This is a genomic window from Streptomyces sp. SDr-06 (assembly GCF_003324565.1).
Taxonomy (GTDB): Bacteria; Actinomycetota; Actinomycetes; order Streptomycetales; family Streptomycetaceae; genus Streptomyces.
In genome coordinates this window covers 1-18,288 of the sequence record NZ_QOLA01000019.1, presented here as the reverse complement: position 1 = coordinate 18,288, position 18,288 = coordinate 1, and the positions used below count along the sequence as shown (strand labels likewise).

The following is an 18,288-nucleotide window of genomic DNA, read 5'->3' as shown; positions in this document are numbered from 1 at the left end:
GCCCACCGCGCCCCGCGGCCGACCCGCCCGGCCGCCCCGCGTGACGTACGCCACAAGGGGCGGCTCCCGGGACGTAACCGCAGGTAGCGTCCGCCGCATGCGGTGTCGTCCCGGGGCCGGGCCCGGGTCCCGCGGGACGAGAGGTGGGTCGCAGTGGACACGCAGGGCGGGATCACCGTGCAGCGGGCGCTGGAGCTGCCGGGGCTGCGCGGCGGCCTCCCGGAGGTCGTCGCGGGCGCCGAGCGGCTCCAGCGCACGGTGCGCTGGGTGCACGCGGGCGAGGTGCCCAACATCGCCTCGCTGCTCAAGGGCGGCGAACTCCTCCTGACCACCGGGCTGGGCCTCGGCACCCGCCCCGCCGAGCAGCGCGCGTTCGTGCGGCGGCTCGCGGACCGGGGCATCGCCGCCCTCGTCGTCGAGCTCGGCCCGCGCTTCGCCCGCCTTCCGGCCACCCTCGTCGAGACCGCCCGCTCCGCCGGGCTCCCCCTGGTCCAGCTGCACCGCGAGGTGCCGTTCGTCGCGGTGACCGAGGAGATCCACACCGAGATCGTCAACGGCCACTACGCCCTGCTCCAGCGCGCCGAAGAGGTCCACCAGCGGTGCACGGGCGCGCTGCTCGGCGGCGGCGGGATCCCCCAGGTCCTCGGCATCCTGGCCGACTTCACCGCCAACCCGGTCTTCCTGGAGACCCCGGACGGCCAGCTCCTGTACGCCGCCGCCTGTGACGCGGGCGAGGCGGCCGCCGACCCGCTCCAGGTCTGGGAGGGGCTGCGCGGCCAGCGCGAGGCGCGCGCCTCCGGACCGCCGGCGGGCGCGGTCCTGGTCGACGTGCCGGGCGGCGGCCACGGCGCGGGCGCGGTACGGGCCCGCCTCGCGCTGCTCGCGGTCGGCCCGCCCCTGCTGCCGGTGCACCGCATGGCGGCCGAGCGGGCCGCGGGCATCCTCGCCGTCGTCCTCATGCAGGCCCGCCAGGAGGAGGAACTGGCCGCGCGCGGCCGCGGCGACTTCCTCACCGACCTCGCCGAGGGCCGCATCACCCCCGAGGACGCCCCCGCCCAGGCCAAGGTCCTCGGCTTCAAGCCCGGCGAGGGGCCGCTGCTCCCGGTCGTGATGCGGCTGGCCTCCGAACTCGCCCCGACGGGCAACTGGGCGGTCCTCGCCCGGGCGGTGCTCGAAGAGCTGTCCTCGGTGGGCGTGCCCGTGCTGCTCGGCGTACGCCCCGTCGAGGGCCGCGTCCCACTGCTGCTCGGGCTGCGCTCGGAGACGGAGCGCACCGCGGTGGCCGACCGGGTCGCGGCGGCGCTGCGGGCGGGCGTCGAGCGGGCCGGGCTCACGGGCGCGCGGGCCGGGACGCAGCCGGTGGTCGTGGTCGGGGTCGCGGGCGGCTGGGCGGCGGCCGGCGCCGGGCTGCGGCACGCGGCGGAGACGGCGGCCGCGGCGCAGGGACTGCCCGAGCGGCCCTGGTACGACGCACGCCGCCTCGACATCGACCTGTTGCTGTGGCGGCTGCGCGAACACCCGGACCTCGCGGCCTTCGTGGAGCGCGCGATCGGCCCGCTCCAGGCCCACGACCGGGCCTCGCGGCCGCCCCTGCTGCCCACCCTGGAGAGCTATCTGGCGCACGCGGGCCGCAAGGCGGAGACCGCCCGCGAGCTGCATCTCAACCGCCAGACCCTGTACAACCGGCTGGCCCGCATCGCGGACCTGCTGGGCACGGACCTGGACGACCCGCAGACGGTGCTCGCCCTGTCGCTCGCGCTGCGGGCCCGCCGGCACGCGACCGGCTGAGGCCACCCGGGGCAGGGCCCGGGCCGGGTCCTAGGAGCTCACCAGCTCGTCGTAGACGGCCAGGACCTGAGCAACCGTTTCGTCCTCGGTGGGCCAGGTCTCGGCCTGCGCCCGCCCGGCCGCGGCCAGCGCACGGCGGGCCCCGGGGTCCCCCAGCAGCCCCGCGACCGCGTCCGCGAGCGCCTCGGCGTCCCCGTACGGGACGAGCAGGGCCGCGTCCCCCACCAGCTCCGGCACCCCGCCCACCGCGGTGGCGACCAGCGGCACCCCCAGGCGGAGGGCCTCCTGGGCGAGCAGCGACCGGGACTCCCAACGGCTCGGCAGGACCGCGATGTCGGCGGCCGCGAGCAGCTCGGTGATGTCGTCGCGCCGCCCGATGAGCCGGACCGGCAGCGACTCCGCCTCGATCCGGTGTTGCAGCGCGGCCCGGCAGCGCCCCTCCCCCGCGATGACGAGCAGCGGCACGGTGGCGAGATCGCGCCAGGTGCGGGCGGCGTCCAGGAGCACCTCGTAGCCGCGGTGTTCGACGAGGCTGCCCACGGCCATCAGCAACGGCCGGTCCACGGCGCCGAGTTCGGCCCGCGCCTTGTCGTCGAGGAGGCCGGACGGCAGCCGGGGCGCCGGGATGGCCACCGGGGCGAGCCGGGCGTCCCGGGCGCCCCGGCTGCGCGCCCGGTCGACCAGGTCGGACGAGGTGGCCAGGACCACCGCGGCGGCCCGCGAGACCCGGCGCTCCACCAGCCGCAGGACCTGGCCGCGGGCGCCTTCGGCGTGCGAGCGGGTGTGCCAGGTGACGACCAGCGGCACGCCCTTGCGGCCCCTGAGCGCGAGGGCGGCGCGGACCGCGGCGTGCAGCCCGTGCGCGTGGACGACGTCGGCGTCGGCGCAGGCACCCCGCAGGGCGCCGATCGCCGCCGGGTCGCCGCGCCGCGAAACCGCCACGAAGCGGGCCCCGACCGCATGGAAGTCGTACTCCCGCTCTAGTTCGGCGGGGGCGCAGACGGTGACGCGTACGCCCCGCGCGACCAGACCGGCCGCGAGCGACCTGACGTGCGCGCTGCTGCCCGCGCTGCCGCCGCCCAGCACTTGGACCGTACGCAGCTGTGACACGTGAACAGGCTCCCGGAGCGGCGGAGTCGGCGGTGGAGGTCGGTGGTTCCCGGCCAAGGATGCCAGCCCGTACGGGCGTTCCGGCACCGTCCGGGGGTTCCTTCCGTGTCGCGCGGGGTGGATCACCGCACGCGATACACCCCCACGGGTGAACGAACGGACGCGCCCACCAGCTCACCGCGGAAGGCGCGACTGAGCCCACGCGGCCACGGCGAGCAGCGCCGCGGCGTGCACGGCGAGACCGGTCCGCCCGTTGCCACCCGCGATGGCGACCCCGAGGGCCGCGCCCAGCGCGTGCGCGCCGCTGTCGCCGATCATGGTGCGCTCACCGAGGTCGTCGGCGAGGACGGCGGCGGCCGCCCCCATCGGCACGGCCGCCTCGGGTCCGCGCAGCAGGCCGGGGGCGCCCACGGCGAGGACGAGACCGGTGGCCCGGCCGGGCCGCAGGTCCACCAGGTTGACCAGGTGCGCGGTTCCGGCCACCACCACCGCGGCGAGCACCCTGTCGACGGCCCGCTCCTTGAGCAGCGCCCCCGCCACCAGGCCGGCCCCGCCGATCCCGATCAACTTGACCGCGCCACTGGTGACTTCACCGCTCGCGAGCGCGCCCAGATGGTCCCGGAACCCGCGCCGGTGGTCCCCCCGGACATCGTCGTACGCCCCGCACAGCGCGCCCGCCCCGACCGCCACGAGCCCGGCGGCCCGGGTCGGCAGGGTCGCGCTCCCGGCCAGCGCACCGAGCGCGACGGCGGGCCCGGAGTACAGGTCGACGGTGCGTCCCGCGTAGCTCTTCCGCGTGAACCGCTCGTCCCGCCGGGTCCTGGCGAGCCCCACGTAGACGGCCCGCGCGACCGCCCCGGCCATCCCGAACGCCCTGATCCCGCGCACCACATCAGCCATACGGGTCACCCTACGAGAGCCGCCGGGTGACCCGTCGCGCGGCTATCCGTCCGCGCGGGCGGTGGCGAGGAGCTCCTCCGCGTGCGCCCGGGCCGTCTCCGAGTCCTCCTGCCCGGCGAGCATCCGCGACAGCTCGCGCACCCGGTCCTCGCCCTCCAGGACCGTGACGCCGGAGCGGGTGACCGTGCCGTCGTTGGTCTTCTCGACCAGGAGCTGGCGGTCGGCGAAGGCCGCCACCTGCGGCAGGTGCGTGACCACCACGACCTGCGCCGACTTGGCGAGCTTGGCGAGCCGGCGGCCGATCTCGACCGCCGCCTTGCCGCCGACGCCCGCGTCGACCTCGTCGAAGAGGTACGTCGGCACCGGGTCGGTGCCCGCGAAGACGACCTCCACCGCGAGCATCACGCGCGAGAGCTCACCGCCCGAGGCGCCCTTGGCGATCGGCCGCGGCGGCGCGCCCGGATGGGGCGCGAGCAGCAGCTCGACCTCGTCCGCGCCGGTCGGCCCGTACGCCACGGTCCGCCCGCCGACCTCCACGCCCGAAGCCTCGTCGGCGGACTCGCTCTGGGTCACCGCGAACGACACCCGCGCGTGCGGCATCGCGAGCGAGGCGAGCTCGGCGGTGACGGCCTCGGCGAACCGGGCCGCGGCCTCGGTGCGGGCGTCGGTCAACTCCTGGGCCAGGACGGACAGTTCACCCCGCAGCCCGTCCCGCTCGGCCGTGAGCTGCTCGATCCGGTCGTCGTCGCCGTCGAGTTCGGTCAGCCGCGCCGCACCCTCCTGCGCCCACGCCAGTACGGCCGTGATGTCCTCGCCGTACTTGCGGGTCAGGGCGGTCAGGGCGGCCCGGCGTTCCTCGACGGCGGCCAGCCGCAGCGGGTCGGCGTCCAGGTCGTCGGCGTACCCGGCGAGTTCGCCCGCCACGTCGCCGAGCAGGATGCCGATCTCGCCGATGCGTTCGGCGAGCGCCGCGAGCGCGGGGTCGTGGGAGCGCACCGCTTCCAGGGCTCGGTGGGCGCCGGCGACCAGGGTGGTCGCGTCCACGCTCTCCGGGTCCTCCGGATTGCCGGCCAGCGCGGCGTGCGCGAGGGCCGCCGCGGAGGCGAGCGCCTCGGCGTGCCCGAGCCGTTCGGCCTCGGCCGCGAGCTCGGCGTCCTCACCGGGCAGCGGCTCGACGGCGGCGATCTCGTCGAGCCCGAACCGCAGCAGATCGGCCTCCTGGGCGCGCTCGCGCGCCCGTGTGACCAGCTCCTCCAGCTCCACCGCGACGGCCCGCAGCCGCCGGTAGGCCCCGGCGTACTTGGCGAGCGGGCCCGCCACCGCGTCACCGGCGTACCGGTCGAGCGCCTCGCGCTGCCGGGCCGGGCGCAGCAGGCCCTGCTGGTCGGTCTGGCCGTGCACCGCGACGAGTTCGTCGGCGAGTTCGGCGAGCACCCCGACCGGCACCGACCGCCCGCCGAGGAACGCCCGGGAGCGGCCCTCCGCCGAAACGGTACGGCTCACCAGCAGCGCGCCCTCGTCGAGCTCGGCACCCGCCTCCTCGGCCCGCAGCACCGCCGAGGTGCCGGGCCGCAGCGCGATCCGCCCCTCGACGACCGCCGCCTTGGCGCCGATCCGCACCAGCGCGGGATCGGCCCGTCCGCCGAGCAGCAGCCCCAGGCTGGTGACGACCATGGTCTTGCCCGCACCGGTCTCGCCGGTCACCGCGGTGAAACCGGGCGACAGCTCGACGACAGCGTCGTCGATGACCCCGAGCGACCGTATCCGCATCTCCTCCAACACGGACACGACCTTACGAGGTCCGCGGCCCTGTGTGCGACGCCCCCCGGCCGGTCACCCTCTCGTGGAGCCCCGACCCCCGGCACGGGGGAAATCCCCAGCAAGATCATGAGGCCTGCCGGATGGTCCCGGCTCCGCCCCGCCCGCCAGGCTTGCCCCATGAGCACAGGACTGGCGCGCTCCGCCCTGCGCGGCCACCGCCCGGCGTTCGTCGGGACGTTCGTGGCCGCGCTGTTCGCCTCGACCGTGGTGAGCGCTTCGCTGACCCTTCTGGTCAGCACCTCGGCCGACGGCCTGTCCGCGCCGGCGCGCCGCGCGCTCACGGCCAACGACATCGGCGACATGGCGGTCGTGATGCTCATCGGCTCGATCTACATGTCGATCTTCGTGATCGCCTCGACGATGGGCACCGCGGTGACCCAGCAGCACCGGGAGCTGGCGCTCGTCCGGGCCATCGGCGCCCGGCCCCGGCAGCTGCGGCGGGCCGTGGTGGCCCAGGCGGTCGCCGCCGCCGTACCGGCCGCGGTCGCCGGGTTCCCGCTCGGTGGCGGCCTGGTTAGCCGGGTGTGGTTCGCGGGGCTGCGCGACCACGGGCTCGTCCCGGCCGAGGTGACCTACCGCTTCACCTGGTGGGCGCTGCCCGTCTGCCTGGCCGTCGCCGTGGTCACCTCGGCGCTCGCCGCCTTCCTGGCCGCGCTGCGCTTCTCGCTGCTGCGCCCGGCACGGGCCCTGGACGAGGCCTCGGCGGGCCGGCGCACCCTCGGCAGGGTGCGGGCCCCGCTGGGCGTGATCGCGGTGGCGGGCGGCGGCGCCCTGTCGGTGTCGCTGGCCCATCAGTCCGCCGACCGGGCGGCGCAGGCCTCGTTCCTCGTGCTGCTGCTGTTCTGCGTGGGTGCGGGGCTGCTCGGCCCGAAGGTCGTGGGTCCGGCCGCCCGGCTCGTCTCGGCTCCGGCCCGCCGGTTCGGCGGCAGCGCCCGCCTGGCGATGCTCAACGTGCGCTCGCAGCCGCGCCGCTTCTCGGCCGCGGTGGTCCCGCTGGTCCTGGTCACGGGCTTCGGGCTCACCAAGATCGCGATGCGTACGACGACCGCCCACTACACGGGTTCGGCGGGCAGCGCGGGCGAGGTCTGGCTCGACTACTTCGGCACCGGCCTGTACGCGGGCTTCGCCGCCATCGCCGCGGCCAACACCCTGGCGATGATCTCCTTCGAGCGGCGCCGCGACGTAGCCCTGCTCCGGGTGGTGGGCACCCTGCCGGGCCAGATCCGCTCGATGGCCGCCTGGGAGGCCGCCATCGTCACGGCCACGGCTCTGGTGCTCGGCGCGGTGGTCGCCCTGGCGACGCTGGCGCCGATGCTCATGGCCGCGTTCGGCTCCTGGGTCCCGTTTCTGCCGTGGCCGACCGCGCTCGCCCTGGCGGGCGGCACGCTGGTCCTGACCCTGCTGGCCACGGGCGTGCCGGTGCGCTCGGCCCTGCGCCGGCGGGCCATCAGGACGCTCGCCGCCTCCTGAGGCCCCCCGCGCCGGGCTCCGTCAGTGCGGCGCGCCGCGCCAACCCGACACCGGCAGCGCGAACTTGGCGACCAGCCGGTCGGTGAACGAGGCGTGGTGGAGCCGGGCCAGCCGGACCGGGACCGCCCCGCGCCGCACCTCCACCCGGGCGCCCGAAGGAAGTTCGACCGTGCGCCGCCCGTCGCACCACAGCACGCCGTGCGGGGTGTGCGGCTGCACCTCGACCGCGAGCACGGAGGTGGGCGAGGTGACCAGCGGCTTGGCGAACAGCGCGTGCGCGCTGATCGGCACCATGAGCAGCGCCTCGACCTCGGGCCACACCACCGGCCCGCCCGCCGAGAAGGCGTACGCGGTCGAACCGGTCGGGGTGGCGCAGACGATGCCGTCGCAGCCGAACCCGGTCACCGGACGGCCGTCGATCTCCAGGACGACCTCCAGCATCCGCTCCGGCGAGACCTTCTGGACGGCGGCCTCGTTCAGGGCCCAGTCCTCGTGCACCACGTCGCCGTTGTTGTGCACGACGACGTCGAGGGTCATCCGCTCCTCGACCTCGTAGGCCCGCGTCACCACCCGGTCGACGACCTTGTCGAGGTCGTCGCGCTCGGCCTCCGCGAGGAAGCCGACGCGCCCCAGGTTGACGCCGAGCATCGGCACTCCGGAGGCACGGGCGAGCTCGGCGCCGCGCAGCAGGGTGCCGTCACCGCCGAGGACGATGAGCAGTTCGCAGGCGTCGAGGCACTCGGCGGTGGCCTCCTCGACGATCTCCGCCTCGGCCGGCAGCGGCAGGTCGGCCGCCTCCGCCCGCAGCACCCGTACGCCGATGCCACTGCGCAGCAGGCCCCGGACCACCAGTTCCGCACTGCGGATGGCGGCCGGCCTCCCGGTGTGCGCGAGCAGGAAGACAGTACGTGCCGATGTGTCGTTCTCCGACGAGCTCAACGAGGTCCCTCCGCCACTGCGCGCTCCACGTCCGCGGGATCGAGCGCGGGCGCCCCGGCCCGCAGCCACAGAAAGTACTCGACGTTGCCGGAGGGCCCGGGCAGCGGGCTGGCGGTGACCCCGGCCACCCCGAGACCCAGCTCGGCCGCCTGCGCCGCCACCGTCCGCACCGTCTCGGCCCGCAGTTCGGGGCTGCGCACCACACCGCCGCTTCCGAGCCGTTCCTTGCCGATCTCGAACTGCGGCTTGACCATGAGCACGAGGTCGGCGTCGGGCGCCGAGCACCGCACCAGGGCGGGCAGGACCAGGCCGAGCGCGATGAAGGAGAGGTCTCCCACGACCAGGTCCGCGGGCTGCCCGTCGATGTCGTCGAGCGTCAACTCGCGTACGTTCGTACGGTCCTTCACGGTGACCCGCTCGTCACTCTGAAGGGACCAGGCGAGCTGTCCGTAGCCGACGTCGACGGCGACCACGTGCCCGGCTCCGGCGCGCAGCAGCACATCGGTGAAGCCACCGGTCGAGGCCCCGGCGTCGAGCGCCCGGCGGCCCTCGACCTTCAGCCCCAGCGGCACGAAGGCCGCGAACGCCCCGGCCAGTTTGTGGCCGCCGCGCGAGACGTAGTCCGGATCGCTGTCGTCCTCGACCACGACGATGGCGGCAGCGGTCTCGACCTGGGTCGCGGACTTGGTGGCGACGGTCTTGCCGACGCTCACCCGCCCCGCGGCGATCAGCTGGGCGGCGTGCTCCCGCGACCGCGCGAGTTTCCGGCGCACCAGCTCGGCGTCGAGGCGGCGGCGTGCCACTCCTGCCACGTTCGGTTCAGCTCCTGTAGTCGTAGGTGTCGGCGGCCCGGCGGACCGCTAGGGGCGGTGGTCCGCCAACGGCCGGACCGGCCCGGAGGTTCCCGGCACGGCCCCCGGTACGGGAGGCCCCTGGCGGGTGTCGAGCGCGGTCAGTGAGTCGCGCAGCCCCCGGTGTACATCCTCGTACACCTCCAGGTGGCCGTCCGTACGGAGGTGGTCGACGTCGCCGAGCCGCTCGACGAGGGCGTCGATCGCGGCGTCGCCGGTGGGGGCACGGGGTACGTCCAGCGGCGAGGGGCCGGCCACGTCGGGTTCCGCCGCGCGTTCCACCTGGGGTTCCGCCTCGGGGCCCGGCATCGAGTCGCTCATGCCAAGACGCTACCGCGAAGCCCTGGGGTACGGTCGATCACGATGGCGACCATGGAGGAGTGCCGCGACGCACTCGACAGACTTTCGGACAATCTGGCCCGCGCGGAGGGCGACGTGCATGCCGCCGCCGCGCTGGACCGCTCGCTGAGCTGCCACATCACGGACCTGGACGTCACCTTCGCGGGGCGTCTCCAGGACGGCCGCATCGAAGTCCACGACACGGCTTCCGGGCCGCCCCGGGAGAAGGCGCAGATCCGGCTGGCGATGAAGGGCGACGATCTGGTGGCCATGGTGGCGGGCGAGCTGAACTTCGCGAAGGCCTGGGCGTCGGGGAGGGTCCGCCTGGAAGCGAGCTTCCGAGACCTCCTCCGCCTGAGAACCCTCCTCTGACCCACCCCCGCGACCGCTCCGTGCCGCACCCGCAGCACGCGTTCTGGCCCGCGGCCCCCCAGCCTTCGCCCGCGGACCGTGCCGGGCCGCCCGCGCAGTTCCCCGCGCCCCTCAGCAGCACTGGTGCGGACCCGCGCAGGCCCCTCCTCAGGGCCCGTCCCCAGGCCCAACGTCCGCAGACCGTGCGCGGCCACTCGCGCAGTTCCCCGCGCCCCTGGGCGGGACTCGTGCTGGCCCGTGCGGACGTCTTCAGCCCCCTGCGCGGCGCCGGTGCTGGGCGGGGCGGCGTCTTCAGCCTGTCCGGCGATTGAGGACGAGCGCCCTTTGGGCGCGAACGGGGTCTGGGGCAGAGCTCCATGAGGCCTGATCAGCCCGTTCACATCCCCCGGAGGGTTGCGGGAAGGGGCGGGGTGGGGAAAGTTCAGCCCACCAACACCCGCCGAGGCGCCGCAGGCACCACCAGCGGAGTCCCCGTCTCCGGATCCGGGATCACCTGGCACCGCACCCCGAAGACCCGCTCGACCAGCTCCGCCGTGACAACGGAAGAGGGCGGCCCAGAGGCCACCACCTCCCCCTCCCTCAGCGCGATGAGATGGGTGGCGTACCGCGCGGCCTGGTTGAGGTCGTGCAGCACGGCCACCAGCGTCCGCCCCTGCTCCCCGTGGAGCTGCGCGCACAGGTCCAGAACCTCGATCTGGTGCTGGATGTCCAGGAACGTCGTCGGCTCGTCGAGCAGCAGCAGCGGCGTCTGCTGGGCCAGCGCCATGGCGATCCAGACGCGCTGGCGCTGCCCGCCGGACAGCTCGTCGACATACCGCTCCCCGAGCCCCCCGACCCCCGTCGCGTCCATGGACTCCTGGACGATCCGCTCGTCCTCGGGCGACCACTGCCGCAGCAGCCCCTGGTGCGGGTAGCGCCCGCGCGCCACGAGGTCACCCACCGTGATCCCGTCCGGCGCGATCGAGGACTGCGGGAGCAGCCCCAGGGTCCTGGCGACCTTCTTCGCGGGCAGCGAGTGAATGGCCTGCCCGTCGAGCAGCACCCGCCCCGACGTCGGCTTCAGCATCCGCGACAGGGCCCGCAGCAGCGTGGACTTGCCGCACGCGTTGGGCCCGACGATCACGGTGAACGAGTGGTCCGGGATCTCGACCGACAGGTCCTTGGCGATCACCCGCTGGTCGTAGCCGAGGGTGACCGATTCGGCGCTGAGGCGCTGCATGCTCGTACTCCTGGTAGAAGTGCCGGAATCCGCGAGGGGGTTGGGGGCAGTGGGGCTCATATCCGGCCCGCCCTGCGTTCGGTGACGAGGAGCCACAGCAGATAGACGCCGCCGACCATGCCGGTCAGGACGCCCACCGGCAGCGTGCTCTCGCCGAACAGCCGCTGCGCGGCCCAGTCGGCGACGACCAGGAGGGCCGCGCCCATGCAGGCGGAGGCGAGGATGTTGGGCCCGGTGGCCCGGGTGAGCCGGCGGGCCAGCTGCGGCGCGGTCAGCGCCACGAAGGAGATGGGCCCGGCGGCCGCGGTCGCCGAGGCGTTGAGGAGGACGGCGCAGAGCATGAGGACGGTACGGGTCCGCTGCACCGGCACGCCGAGCGCGTACGCCGCGTCGTCGCCCATCTCCAGCATCCTGAGCGGCCGCCCGTACGCGAGGACCACCGGAAGCAGCACCACGAACAGCGCGAGCAGCGGCCAGACCTGGGCCCAGTCGCGCCCGTCGAGCGAGCCGGTGAGCCAGACCATCGCGCGGGTGGCGTCCACCAGCGTCGACTTGGTGAGCAGGTAGTGGATGCCCGCGGTGAGCATCGCGGCGGCTCCGATGCCGACGAGCACGAGCCGGTAGCCGTGCACGCCCTTCTTCCACGCCAGCAGGTAGACGGCGACGCCGGTCGCGAGCCCGCCGACGAGCGCGCCGAGGGAGACCGCGACCGCGCCGCCGTGGAAGAACACGATGACGGTGAGGGCGCCGACCGAGGAGCCCTGCCCGAAGCCGATGACGTCCGGACTGCCCAGCGGATTGCGGGAGATGGACTGGAACAGCGCCCCGGAGATCCCGAGCGAGGCACCCACCAGGAGCGCCACGAGCACGCGGGGCAGCCGCAGTTCGTTGATGATGAAGTCCTGCGCGGGCGTGCCCGAACCGAGCAGGCTGCTGACGACGTCGGCGGGGGCGATCGTGAAGTCGCCGGTGCCGATCAGGACCACACCGGCCGCGAGCGCGAGGACGGCGAGGCCGCCGACCACGGCCGCCGCGCGCGGCTCGGCCCGCAGGGAGAGGCCGCCGGGGATACGTATCGCCTTCACAGCTGGGCCATCCTCTTGCGCCGTACGAGATAGATGAACACGGGCCCGCCGATGAGCGCGGTGACGATGCCGACCTGGAGTTCGGCGGGCCGGGTGACGATCCGCCCGACCACGTCGGAGCCGAGCAGCAGCACGGGCGAGAGCACGGCCGCGTACGGCAGGATCCAGCGCAGGTCGGGCCCGGTGATGGCCCGGACGAGGTGCGGGACCATGAGCCCGATGAACACGATCGGCCCGCAGGCGGCGGTCGCGGCCCCGCACAGCAGGGTGATCACGGCCATCGACGTGACGCGGGTCCGGGTGAGGTGGGCGCCGAGCGCGCGGGCCGTGTCGTCGCCCATGGCCATCGCGTTGAGCGGCCGCGCGAGCAGCAGGGCGACGACGAGGCCGACCAGGATGAACGGCGCGACCTTGCCGACGGTCGCCATGTCCGCCGAGGCCAGCGAGCCGACCTGCCAGAACCGGAGCCGGTTGAGGGCCGCGGAGTCGGTGAGCTGCACGGCGTTGATGTAGCCGTAGAGCGCGGCGCTCGCCGCCGTCCCCGCGAGCGCGAGCCGTACGGGCGTGGCGGCCCGGCTGCCGCCCAGGAGGTACACCGCGGCCGACACGACCCCCGCGCCCAGGAACGCGAACCACACGTATCCGGTGAGGGAGTTGACGCCCAGGAAGCTGATGGCGGAGACCACCGCGGCCGCCGCTCCCGCGTTGACGCCGAGGATGCCGGGCTCGGCGAGCGGGTTGCGGGTGAGCGCCTGCATGACCGCGCCGGCGATCCCGAGCGCGGCCCCGACGAGCAGCCCGAGCAGGGTCCGCGGCACCCGTACGTCATGCACGAGGACGTCGTTGGCGGTGCCCGAGGCGTGGAAGAGGCCGTGCCAGACGTCGCCGAGCGGCATGGGTTTCGCGCCGACCGCGATGCTGGCGACGGCGACGAACGCCAGCGCGCCCAGGGAGGCGAGCAGACCGGCGGCGCGCAGCGTACGGCGCCGGGCGGTCGGGGCCGGGGGCGCGCAGGTGGTCCCGTCGCGCGGCTGAGGAGGACTGTCTACCAACACGCAAGTTAGGTTAGCCTACCCTGCTCTTGGTTGGACGCACCCCGGTCCCCCGGCCTCAAAGCCCCAGCCGCTCCAGTGCCTTCGACGGGTCAAGATCGCACACCCCGTCCCCGGCATGGCTCCACGCGGCCGCGCACAGTGCCCGGAGCCCGTCCATCGCCTCCCCCTCCCCGTCCAGCGCGAACGCCCCGTCCGCGACGGACGCGGTCCAGCCGCCACAGGCGAACCCGCCCTCCCGCGCGGTCACTTCGGGCTGCCCGGTGAGCAGACCCCGCAGATCCGCGTCGACGAAGGTGGGCCGGTGCTCGGGCCGCGCGGCCAGGAGCTGCGCACCGTCCGTCACGCCGGTCAGCACGAGCAGCGAGTCGACACCACCGTTGAAGGCGCCCTCGATGTCCGTGTCCAGCCGGTCCCCGACCACCAGCGGCTTGCGCGCGCCGGTCCGCAGCACCGTCTCCCGGTGCATCGGGGGCAGCGGCTTGCCCGCGACCTGGGGCTCGGCGCCGGTGGCGATCCGGACGACCTCGACCGCCGCGCCGTTGCCGGGCGCGATCCCCCGCCCGCTCGGAATCGTCAGGTCGGTGTTGGAGGCGAACCAGGGCACCCCGCGGGCCACCGCGTACGAGGCCTCCGCGAACCGCGCCCAGGTGATGTCGGGGCCGCCGTAGCCCTGCACCACGGCGGCCGGATCGTCGTCGGCCGACTCCACCGGGACGAGCCCCCGCTCGACCAGGGCGACCCGCAGCCCCTCGCCGCCGATCAGCAACACCCTTGATCCCCGCGGCAGCTGGTCGGCGATGAGCCGGGACACCGCCTGCGCCGAGGTGATCACGTCGGTCGGCTCCGCGGGCACCCCGAGCTCCGTGAGGTGCGCGGCCACCGCGTCCGGCGTCCGCAGCGCGTTGTTGGTCACGTAAGCGAGACGCATCCCGCCGTCCCGCGCCACGGCCAGCGAGTCGACGGCGTGCGCGATCGCCGCACCGCCCGCGTAGACCACCCCGTCCAGATCCAGCAGGGCCGTGTCGTACGCCTCTTTCAGCGCCCGCTCGCTGCCGCTCGGCATGATCCGGCCGGTCTGGCTCATCTTCATCCACTCCTCGTTCGATGCTCTCCCCCCGATCATCGCGCATGCCCGTCTCCCACATACGATGCACAGATGAGCACAACTGGGCGTGCGGACCTCGGGCTGCGCCTGATCCCGTTCCGCGGACTGCGCTACGTTCCCGAGCGGGTCGGCAGCCTCGCCGCCGTGACCTCACCGCCGTACGACGTGGTGGTACGCCCCGACGGGCTGCTGCACCTGGAGTCGGCGGACCCGTACAACATCGTCCGGCTGATCCTTCCGCAGGCGTCCTCCCCGGCCGCCCGCAACCAGCAGGCCGCGCTCACCCTGGACGACTGGCTCGACGAGGGCGTCCTCGCCCCGGACCCCGAGCCCGCCCTGTACGTCTACGAACAGGAGGGCGACGGCATACTCCAGCGCGGCCTGATCGGCGCCCTGGCCCTGTCCGAACCCGCGGCCGGAGTCGTGCTGCCGCACGAGGACGTGATGCCGCACGTCGTCGAGGACCGCGCGGCCCTGATGCGCACCACCGCCGCCCACCTCGAGCCGCTGCTCCTGACCTACCACGGCACCACCACCCCGACCGGCGCGACCGCCGTCATCGACCGCACGATCCTGCGCGAGCCGCTCCTGCGCACCACCACGGAGGACGGCTTCCGCCACCGCCTGTGGGCCCTCACGGATCAAGCCGATCTCGCGGAGGTCCAGTCCGACCTCGCCGCCCACCAGGCGGTCATCGCCGACGGCCACCACCGCTGGGCCACCTATCTGCGGCTGCGCGACGAACAGGCCTCGCCCGGCCCCTGGGACTTCGGCCTGGTCCTCCTCGTGGACACGGCCCGCTACCCGCTGCGCGTCCGCGCGATCCACCGCCTCCTGCACCGCCTCCCGGTCTCCAAGGCCCTCGCAGCGGTCACCGCGTCCGGCGCCTTCCGCGTCCGCACCCTGGAGGTCCCGCTCGCCCGCGCCCTGGAGGCCCTGGCCGAGGCGGCGTCCGAGGGCAACGCCTTCCTGCTCGCGGGCGACGGCCGCTTCCACCTCCTGGACCGCCCGGACGAGGCGCTGCTCGCCCGCACGATCCGCGCCGACCGCCCGGCGGCCTGGCGCTCGCTGGACGCGACGGTCCTCCACTCGACCCTGCTCGACGAGATCTGGCGCATCCCGGACAACCCCGACGACATCGCGTACATCCACGACACGGCCGCGGCGGTCGAACAGGCCGAACGCCACGGCAAGACGGCGGTTCTGATGCACCCCGTACGCGAGGAGGTGGTCCGGGACCTGGCCCGCCAGGGCGTCACCATGCCCCGGAAGTCGACCTCCTTCGGCCCGAAACCGGCCACGGGACTGGTGCTGCGCAGCCTGACCGTGAACTGAACGGGCGACGAGATCGGTCTGAACCGGCCACAAAAAAGAGGCGGCGCCCCCAGCGGGGCACCGCCTCTTTTCAACTGTCAGACATCAAACGCCGCTAGCTGTCCGATGTCCCCGTCAGACACTCTCGGTCAGACGTCCTCCGTCAGACGGTTTCTGTCAGACGTTCTCTGTCAGACAACTTCCGTCCGGCAGCATTTGTCAGGCGTCCTTGTTCACCGGCGGGAGGGGCTCGCCGGGCGCGGGCTCCACGAGGTCGGCGTCGACGATCTCGGCGGCGTGCGCGACATCGGCGTCGTCGCCCTCGAAGTCGTCCTCCTCCTCGCCCTCGTCGGCGAAGTCGGGCTCGTCCGCCAGGTCGTCGGCGGCCGCGGCGGGGGCTTCGATGTCGCCGTCCGCGTCCTCCTCGACCATGGCGTCGACGAAGTCGACACCGTCCATCTCGGCGAGCCGGTCGGAGGCGTCGGTCGTGCCGTCCTTGTCCGCCTCGAGCGCCTTGGCGAACCACTCGCGGGCCTCGTCCTCACGCGTGGCCGCCAGCAGCGCGTCCGCGTACGCGTAGCGCAGACGGGCGGTCCACGGCTGGACGGAGTTCGACGCGAGCTCGGGGCTCTGCAGGGTCACGATGGCGGCGTCCAGCTGCCCCATGTCCCGGCGCGCCCCGGCCGCGACGAGACGCATCTCGACCTGCCCGGCCTTGTCCAGCTTCTGCACCTCGGGCTCGCCGGCCATCGCCAGCGCCCGCTCGGGACGCCCGAGCCCGCGCTCGCAGTCGGCCATGACGGGCCACAGCTCGACGGACCCGGTCATGCGCCGCGCGGCACGGAACTCCGCGAGGGCCTCCGAGTACTTCTGCGTGGCGTACGCGGCGAAGCCCGCGGCCTCACGAACGGCGGCGACACGGGAGGCGAGTCGCAGCGCGATGCGCGAGTACGCGTAGGCCTGCTCGGGCTCCTCGTCGATGAGCCGGGCCACCATCACCAGGTTGCACGCGACCTCCTCGGCGAGACCCTTGGGCAGGCTCATCAGCTCCTGGCGCACGTCCTCGTCGATCTCGTTGCCGGTGACGTCCTCGTCGATCGGCAGCCGCTTGACGGGCTCACGGTCCCGGTCCCGGTCGTCACGGCGTCCGTAGCCGCCGCGGTCGTCGCGCGCCCCGTAACCACCCCGGTCATCCCGCCGGTCGTCCCGGCCGCGGTACCCACCACGGTCGCCACGGTCGTCCCGACGGAACCCACCACGGTCGTCATCGCGACGCGGGGCCGGACGGTCATCACGACGCCCATACCCACCACGGTCGTCGTCACGGCGGGGAGCCGGACGGTCGTCACGGCGGAAGCCGCCGCCCCGGTTGTCGTCACGGCGGAACCCACCACGGTCATCGTCGCGACGCGGGGCCGGACGGTCATCACGACGCCCGTACGAGGACCCACCACGATCGTCATCGCGACGCGGCGCCGGCCGGTCGTCACGGCGGCCGTACGAAGACCCACCACCACGGCTGTCATCACGGCGGAACCCACCGCCGCCACCACGGTTGTCGTCCCGACGGAACCCACCGCCGCCACCACGATTGTCGTCCCGACGGAACCCACCACGGTCGTCATCACGACGCGGCGCAGGACGGTCATCACGACGGCCGTAGGAAGACCCACCACGGTTGTCATCCCGCCGGAAGCCACCGCCGCCGCGGTTGTCGTCCCGGCGGAACCCGCCACGGTCGTCGTCACGGCGGGGAGCCGGGCGGTCGTCACGGCGGAAGCCGCCGCCGCGGTTGTCGTCACGGCGGAACCCACCACGGTCATCGTCCCGACGCGGGGCCGGACGGTCATCACGACGCCCGTACGAAGACCCACCACCACGACTGTCATCACGACGGAACCCACCGCCGCCACCACGATTGTCGTCCCGACGGAACCCACCACGGTCGTCATCACGACGCGGAGCCGGACGATCATCACGACGCCCGTACGAGGAGCCGGAACCGCCACGGTTGTCGTCGCGACGTCCGTACGAGCCGCCGCCCCGGTTGTCGTCCCGACGGAACCCACCGCGATCGTCGTCACGGCGCGGGGCCGGACGGTCATCACGACGCCCGTACGAAGACCCACCACCACGACTGTCATCACGACGGAACCCACCGCCGCCACCACGGTTGTCATCGCGACGGAACCCACCACGGTCGTCATCACGGCGCGGGGCCGGACGGTCATCACGACGGCCGTACGAGCCGCCGCCGGCGCCGCCGGTGGGGCGCCCGCCGCGGTCGTCGCGGCGGCCGTAGCCACCGCCGGAGGAGCCACCGCGGCTGTCGTCGCGACGCCCGCCGTAACCGCCCCGGTCGTTGTCACGACGCGGACCGCGGTCGTCTCGACCACCGCGGTAGCCGCCCCGGTCACCACCGTCCTGACGGCGCGGCTCGCGCTCCGGACGATCGTCGGGAGAGTTGGTGGACATCGTGACTCCTAGTCTTCGGGTACTGCAGTCATTCTCGCGCAGTCGGCTGCCCGACGCGCTTCGGCAAAGCAAAGCGGAAAAACAAAAGGACCCTTGGTCCCAGCGTGAACGCTGGGACCAAGGGTCCTGAAATATTGTTCGGCGGCGTCCTACTCTCCCACAGGGTCCCCCCTGCAGTACCATCGGCGCTGAAAGGCTTAGCTTCCGGGTTCGGAATGTAACCGGGCGTTTCCCTAACGCTATGACCACCGAAACCCTATCGGTTTCGAGCGAACAAGCACACTTTTCAATTAAGTGGGTTCTGCTCAACCAGCAACTGTTCGTTGCTTCAGAACAAACACAGTGGACGCGAGCAACTGAGGACAAGCCCTCGGCCTATTAGTACCAGTCAGCTCCACCCGTTACCGGGCTTCCACATCTGGCCTATCAACCCAGTCGTCTACTG

16 protein-coding genes and 2 rRNA genes are annotated in these 18,288 nt (G+C 73.9%); 4 read left to right on the top strand and 14 right to left on the bottom strand.

The window, feature by feature from the left end; genetic code table 11:
• Positions 1-153 precede the first annotated feature (153 nt).
• Entirely contained in the window at positions 154-1,788 is a 1,635-nt protein-coding gene (locus tag DT019_RS29460) for a PucR family transcriptional regulator (RefSeq protein WP_114039995.1), read from the top strand.
• 30 nt (positions 1,789-1,818) lie between these two features.
• On the opposite strand, the gene DT019_RS29455 is transcribed toward DT019_RS29460, so the two are convergent.
• From DT019_RS29455 to recN, 3 genes are all read right to left on the bottom strand, one after another.
• Positions 1,819-2,898 (bottom strand): glycosyltransferase family 4 protein, encoded by a 1,080-nt coding sequence (locus tag DT019_RS29455; RefSeq protein ID WP_114039994.1) that lies wholly within the window; start codon positions 2,896-2,898, stop codon positions 1,819-1,821.
• A gap of 174 nt (positions 2,899-3,072) precedes the next feature.
• A complete protein-coding gene (locus DT019_RS29450; protein WP_114039993.1) occupies positions 3,073-3,798 on the bottom strand; it encodes a hypothetical protein in 726 nt (241 codons plus the stop codon).
• Between the two features lie 42 nt (positions 3,799-3,840).
• Complete coding sequence (recN, locus tag DT019_RS29445; protein ID WP_189390040.1) at positions 3,841-5,586, bottom strand: DNA repair protein RecN; 1,746 nt, start codon at positions 5,584-5,586, stop codon at positions 3,841-3,843.
• 150 nt (positions 5,587-5,736) lie between these two features.
• Here recN and DT019_RS29440 point away from each other — a divergent pair, with 150 nt between their 5' ends.
• Complete coding sequence (locus DT019_RS29440; RefSeq protein ID WP_223279826.1) at positions 5,737-7,089, top strand: ABC transporter permease; 1,353 nt, start codon at positions 5,737-5,739, stop codon at positions 7,087-7,089.
• A 21-nt stretch (positions 7,090-7,110) separates the two neighbouring features.
• Here the strand turns inward: DT019_RS29440 and DT019_RS29435 are convergent, their stop codons facing one another.
• The 3 genes from DT019_RS29435 to DT019_RS29425 are packed head-to-tail and all read right to left on the bottom strand — an operon-like array spanning position 7,111 to position 9,200.
• Positions 7,111-8,028: an NAD kinase gene (locus DT019_RS29435; RefSeq protein WP_114039990.1), complete on the bottom strand. Its 918-nt coding sequence runs from the start codon at positions 8,026-8,028 to the stop codon at positions 7,111-7,113.
• On the bottom strand, positions 8,025-8,840 hold the full coding sequence (locus tag DT019_RS29430) for a TlyA family RNA methyltransferase (protein WP_114039989.1): 816 nt from the start codon (positions 8,838-8,840) through the stop codon (positions 8,025-8,027). Before DT019_RS29430 ends, DT019_RS29435 begins: the two co-directional genes overlap by 4 nt.
• 48 nt (positions 8,841-8,888) lie before the next feature.
• On the bottom strand, positions 8,889-9,200 hold the full coding sequence (locus tag DT019_RS29425) for a hypothetical protein (protein WP_114039988.1): 312 nt from the start codon (positions 9,198-9,200) through the stop codon (positions 8,889-8,891).
• 42 nt (positions 9,201-9,242) lie between these two features.
• On the opposite strand from DT019_RS29425, the gene DT019_RS29420 reads away from it, so the two are divergent.
• Complete coding sequence (locus tag DT019_RS29420; protein WP_114039987.1) at positions 9,243-9,590, top strand: SCP2 sterol-binding domain-containing protein; 348 nt, start codon at positions 9,243-9,245, stop codon at positions 9,588-9,590.
• Between the two features lie 421 nt (positions 9,591-10,011).
• Here the strand turns inward: DT019_RS29420 and DT019_RS29415 are convergent, their stop codons facing one another.
• Genes DT019_RS29415 through DT019_RS29400 form a run of 4 tightly spaced genes read right to left on the bottom strand, consistent with a single transcriptional unit; the run spans position 10,012 to position 14,033 of the window.
• Positions 10,012-10,809: an ABC transporter ATP-binding protein gene (locus DT019_RS29415; protein WP_114039986.1), complete on the bottom strand. Its 798-nt coding sequence runs from the start codon at positions 10,807-10,809 to the stop codon at positions 10,012-10,014.
• Positions 10,810-10,865: 56 nt separating this feature from the next.
• Positions 10,866-11,894 carry a FecCD family ABC transporter permease gene (locus DT019_RS29410; protein WP_114039985.1) on the bottom strand — a complete coding sequence of 343 codons (1,029 nt, stop codon included), beginning with the start codon at positions 11,892-11,894 and terminating at the stop codon, positions 10,866-10,868.
• Complete coding sequence (locus DT019_RS29405; protein WP_411292751.1) at positions 11,891-12,946, bottom strand: FecCD family ABC transporter permease; 1,056 nt, start codon at positions 12,944-12,946, stop codon at positions 11,891-11,893. Before DT019_RS29405 ends, DT019_RS29410 begins: the two co-directional genes overlap by 4 nt.
• Before the next feature lie 58 nt (positions 12,947-13,004).
• Entirely contained in the window at positions 13,005-14,033 is a 1,029-nt protein-coding gene (locus DT019_RS29400; protein ID WP_114040111.1) for an HAD-IIA family hydrolase, read from the bottom strand.
• Positions 14,034-14,105: 72 nt separating this feature from the next.
• Between DT019_RS29400 and DT019_RS29395 the strand changes: the two genes are divergently transcribed.
• Positions 14,106-15,389: a DUF1015 family protein gene (locus DT019_RS29395; protein ID WP_114039983.1), complete on the top strand. Its 1,284-nt coding sequence runs from the start codon at positions 14,106-14,108 to the stop codon at positions 15,387-15,389.
• A gap of 198 nt (positions 15,390-15,587) precedes the next feature.
• On the opposite strand, the gene DT019_RS29390 is transcribed toward DT019_RS29395, so the two are convergent.
• The 4 genes from DT019_RS29390 to DT019_RS29370 form a co-directional block, all read right to left on the bottom strand.
• Positions 15,588-16,427, bottom strand: a complete 840-nt coding sequence (locus tag DT019_RS29390) for a tetratricopeptide repeat protein (RefSeq protein WP_223279831.1) — start codon at positions 16,425-16,427, stop codon at positions 15,588-15,590.
• Complete coding sequence (locus tag DT019_RS39840; protein WP_189390036.1) at positions 16,412-17,674, bottom strand: hypothetical protein; 1,263 nt, start codon at positions 17,672-17,674, stop codon at positions 16,412-16,414. Before DT019_RS39840 ends, DT019_RS29390 begins: the two co-directional genes overlap by 16 nt.
• 305 nt (positions 17,675-17,979) lie before the next feature.
• Positions 17,980-18,096 (bottom strand): 5S ribosomal RNA (gene rrf, locus DT019_RS29375).
• A 105-nt stretch (positions 18,097-18,201) separates the two neighbouring features.
• Positions 18,202-18,288, bottom strand: a 23S ribosomal RNA gene (locus DT019_RS29370); the annotation flags it as partial.